This window comes from Pseudomonas sp. YuFO20, assembly GCF_035064975.1.
Lineage (GTDB): Bacteria > Pseudomonadota > Gammaproteobacteria > Pseudomonadales > Pseudomonadaceae > Aquipseudomonas > Aquipseudomonas putida_AE.
This window is the reverse complement of the sequence record NZ_JAXDEO010000123.1, coordinates 1-4770: the sequence shown is the minus strand read 5'-3', so window position 1 is coordinate 4770 and position 4770 is coordinate 1. Positions and strand designations below refer to the sequence as shown.

The 4770-nt window shown below is 63.1% G+C and carries 3 protein-coding genes; all 3 read left to right on the top strand.

Going from position 1 to position 4770, the window contains the following annotated elements; all coding sequences use genetic code 11:
* On the top strand, positions 1 to 1049 hold a 1049-nt coding region (locus tag SOP85_RS30685), incomplete at its 5' end, for an efflux RND transporter permease subunit (protein WP_323629363.1).
* Between the two features lie 6 nt (positions 1050 to 1055).
* Positions 1056 to 2834 carry an acyl-CoA dehydrogenase C-terminal domain-containing protein gene (locus SOP85_RS30680; RefSeq protein ID WP_323629362.1) on the top strand — a complete coding sequence of 593 codons (1779 nt, stop codon included), beginning with the start codon at positions 1056 to 1058 and terminating at the stop codon, positions 2832 to 2834.
* Between the two features lie 24 nt (positions 2835 to 2858).
* Positions 2859 to 4502: a fatty acid--CoA ligase gene (locus SOP85_RS30675; protein WP_274077801.1), complete on the top strand. Its 1644-nt coding sequence runs from the start codon at positions 2859 to 2861 to the stop codon at positions 4500 to 4502.
* The last annotated feature ends 268 nt before the right edge of the window (positions 4503 to 4770 follow it).

Genomic DNA, 4770 nt, shown 5'->3' with positions numbered 1-4770 from the left:
ATAACCGCGACAACGCTTACATCACCAGCCACTACGCGCTGTCCAGCGACCTGTTCGCCGTGATGATCAAGACCGCGCCGGAAGGCTGCCTGAACTACAAGACCCTGGTCCTCGCCGACCGCCTGGCCTGGGAGCTGCAGCAGTATCCGGGCGTGCAGGCCACCGCTTCGCTGGTCAACGCGGTACGCCAGATCACCGCCGGCACCTATGAGGGCAACCCCAAGCTCAACAACATCCAGCGCAACCAGGACGTGCTGAACTATGCCGCGCAGCAGGCCTCGGTCAACTCGCCGGAGCTGTTCAACAACAACTGCTCGCTGATGCCGGTGATCGCTTTCCTCAAGGATCACAAGGCGGAAACCCTCGACGCCGTGGTAGCGATTGCCGACAAGTTTGCCAAGGAAAACAGCACCGAGGATCGCCAGTTCCTGCTGGCCGCCGGCAGTGCCGGTATCGAGGCCGCGACCAACATCGTGGTGCGCGAGGCCAACCGCACCATGCTGCTGTACGTCTACCTGGCGGTGACGCTGTTCTGCCTGATCACCTTCCGCAGCTGGCGCGCCACGCTGGTGGCGCTGTTGCCGCTGGTGCTGACCTCGATCCTCTGCGAAGCGCTGATGGTCGCCATGGGCATCGGCGTGAAGGTCGCGACTCTGCCGGTGATCGCCTTGGGCGTGGGGATCGGCGTCGACTACGCCTTGTACCTGCTCAGCGTGCAATTGCACTTCCAGCGCCAGGGCCTGCCGCTGTCCCAGGCCTACCGCAACGCCGTGTCGTTCACCGGCCGCGTGGTCGGTCTGGTCGGCATCACCCTCGCGGCTGGCGTGGTGTGCTGGGTCTGGTCGCCGATCAAGTTCCAGGCCGACATGGGCATCCTGCTGACCTTCATGTTCCTGTGGAACATGCTCGGCGCGCTGATCCTGATCCCGGCCCTGTCGTACTTCCTGCTGCGTGAACGGGCACCCCAGCCCGGTGCTGTCGCGGCAACCGAGAACACTGAATCCACTGAACGTCCTGGCATGCCGCATGCCGTGACCACTTCCGAGTAAGCCAAGATGTCTGATTACAAAGCTCCCCTGCGCGACATGCGCTTCGTACTCAACGAGGTTTTCCAGGTGTCCCGGCTCTGGGCCAGGTTGCCTGGCCTGGCCGAGGTGATCGATGAAGAAACCGCCGCCGCGATCCTCGAAGAAGCCGGCAAGATCAGTGGCGAAGTCATCGCCCCCCTGAACCGCGCCACCGACGAGCAGGGCTGTACCTGGAGCAAGGGTTCGGTCACCGCACCAGACGGTTTCGGCCAGGCTTATCAAGCCTTCGCCGAAGGTGGTTGGGTGGGTGTCGGCGGTGATCCGCAGTACGGCGGCATGGGCATGCCCAAGGCCATTTCTGCCCAGGTCGAAGAGATGGTCAACGCCGCCAGCCTGTCGTTCGGCCTGTACCCGATGCTGACTGCCGGTGCCTGCCTGTCGATCAAGGCCCACGCCAGCGAAGAGCTCAAGGAGCGTTACCTGCCCAACATGTACGCCGGCACCTGGACAGGTTCCATGTGCCTGACCGAAGCCCATGCCGGCACCGACCTGGGCATGATCCGCACAAAGGCCGAGCCCCAGGCCGATGGCAGCTACAAGGTCAGCGGCAGCAAGATCTTCATCACCGGCGGTGACCACGACCTGACCGAGAACATCATCCACCTGGTGCTGGCGCGACTGCCGGATGCACCGGCGGGGCCGAAAGGCATCTCGCTGTTCCTGGTGCCGAAAGTGCTGGTCAATGCCGACGGTTCCCTGGGCGAGCCTAATTCGCTGTCCTGCGGTTCCATCGAACACAAGATGGGCATCAAGGCCTCCGCCACTTGCGTGATGAACTTCGATGGCGCCACCGGCTACATCATCGATGCACCGAACAAGGGCCTGGCGGCGATGTTCACGATGATGAACTACGAACGCCTGGGCGTGGGCATCCAGGGCCTGGCCCAGGGCGAACGTTCCTACCAGAACGCCTTGGCGTACGCCCGTGACCGCCTGCAGAGCCGTGCGCCCACCGGCGCACAGAACAAGGACAAGGCCGCCGACCCGATCATCGTCCACCCCGACGTGCGCCGCATGCTGTTGACCATGAAGGCCTTGAACGAGGGTGGTCGCGCGTTTTCCAGCTACGTCGCCCTGCAACTGGACATCGCCAAGTTCAGCGAAGACCCGACCGAGCGTTCCCGCGCCCAGGACCTAGTGGCCTTGCTGACCCCGGTGGCCAAGGCGTTCCTCACCGACATGGGCCTGGAAACCACCCTGCACGGGCAAATGGTGTTTGGCGGCCACGGCTTCATCCGCGAGTGGGGCCAGGAACAACTGGTGCGCGACGTGCGCATCACGCAGATCTACGAAGGCACCAACGGCATCCAGTCCCTGGACCTGGCCGGGCGCAAGATCGTCGGCAGCGGCGGGGCGCTTTACCGCCTGTTCGCTTCGGAGATCCGCGACTTCACCGCCAGCGCCAGCACTGACCTCGGCGAGTTCACCCAACCCTTGAACGCCGCCGTGGACACCCTCGACGAACTGACCGCGTGGCTGCTGGACCGGGCACAAAACAACCCGAACGAAATCGGCGCCGCCTCGGTCGAGTACCTGCAGGTGTTCGGCTACACCGCCTACGCCTACATGTGGGCGCGCATGGCCAAGGCCGTCATGAGCGGCGATGCCGAGGACGATTTCTACATCAGCAAACTGGCCACCGCGCGTTTCTACTTCGCAAGGTTGCTGCCGCGTATCCACTCGTTGAGCGCATCGGCCAAGGCCGGCAGCGCCTGCCTCTACGAGCTTCAAGCCGATCAGTTCTGATCGAAAGGACAAGGAACCTCAATCATGATGGCGACAAAAATAATTCCACCCGCCGACGGCGCCTACGCCTATCCCTTGCTGATCAAGCAATTGCTGCTGTCCGGGGTGCGCTACGAACCGGGCCGGGAAATCGTCTACGCCGATAAGCTGCGTTACAGCTACCAGACCCTCAACAAGCGCATCCGCCGCCTGGCTAATGCGCTGACCGCGGCCGGGGTCAAGGCCGGGGACACCGTGGCCCTGCTCGACTGGGACAGCCACCGTTATCTGGAATGCTTCTTCGCCGTGCCGATGATCGGCGCGGTGCTGCACACGGTGAACATTCGCCTGTCGCCGGAGCAGGTGCTGTTCACCATGAACCACGCCGAAGACGATGTGGTGCTGGTGCATGACGATTTCCTGCCGCTGGTGGAACAGATCCAGGATCGGTTGACCACGGTCAAAGGCTTTGTCCAGCTCACCGAAGACCAGGCGAGCGACACTTCGTTGCCGGTGCTGGGCGAGTACGAGCAGTTGCTGTCGCAGTGCCCGGACCAGTACGACTTTCCCGATTTCGACGAGAACTCGGTAGCGACGCTGTTCTACACCACCGGCACCACCGGCGACCCCAAGGGCGTGTATTTCACCCATCGCCAACTGGTCCTGCACACCCTGAATGCCGTGGGCTCGTTGGGCGTCTACCAGGGCGCGCCACTGCTGCGTTCCGACGACGTGTACATGCCGATCACGCCGATGTTCCACGTGCATGCCTGGGGTGTGCCTTACGTCGCGACCCTGATGGGCATCAAGCAGGTGTACCCCGGCCGCTACGAACCCAACAGCCTGGTGCGGCTGTATCAGGAGGAGAAGGTGACTTTCTCCCACTGTGTGCCGACCATCCTGCAGATGATCCTCAACTGCGAGCAAGGCAAGTCCGCCCGTTTCGACGGCTGGAAAATGCTCCTGGGCGGCAGCGCGCTGCCCCTGGGGATTGCCAGCGAAGCCAGTGCCAAGGGCATCGTGGTACACGCCGGCTACGGCATGTCCGAGACCTGCCCGCTGCTGTGCCTGACTTACCTGCGCGACGAAGACCTCCAGCAGCCCATGCAGGCGCAACTGCCGACGCGCATCAAGACTGGCACGCCGGTGCCGATGGTCGACCTGAAGATCATCGACGCCAGTGGCAATGACGTTGCCCATGACGGCGAGTCCCTGGGCGAGATCGTGGTGCGTGCGCCGTGGTTGACCCAAGGCTATCTGAAGGAGCCGCAAAAGGGCGCCGAGCTGTGGCAGGACGGCTGGCTGCATACCGGCGACATGGCATCCATCGATCCGTTGGGCGGCGTGGAAATCAAGGACCGGATCAAGGACGTGATCAAGACGGGCGGGGAGTGGATCAGCTCGCTGGAACTGGAAAGCCTGATCAGCGAACACGAGGCGGTGCTGTCGGTCGCGGTGGTCGGCATTGCCGATGAGCAGTGGGGCGAACGGCCCATGGCGCTGGTGGTCTGTGAACCGGGCCAATACCTGGATCGCAAGATCCTCGAGGCGCACCTGCAAGGGTTTGTCGAGCTCGGCCGCATCAACAAGTGGGCGATCCCCAAGCAGTTCAAGTTCGTCGCCGAGATCCCCAAGACCAGCGTCGGCAAGATCAACAAGAAGCTGATCCGCGAACAAGAGTTGGCCTAGGGTTTTGCGCTCAACGCAAAAAATATTGTAGGAGCTGGCTTGCCAGCGAAGAGGCCCGAAAGATCGATGCAATACTCAAGGACGCCTTCGCCGGCAAGCCGGGCTCCTACAGGTCCGAGGCGGCCACGGACTCACGCGCTACGCAACCCATTGTAGGAGCTGGCTTGCCAGCGAAGAGGCCCGAAAGATCGATGCAATACTCGAGGGCGCCTTCGCCGGCAAGCCGGGCTCCTACAGGTCCGCGGTGGCCACGGACTCACGCGCTACG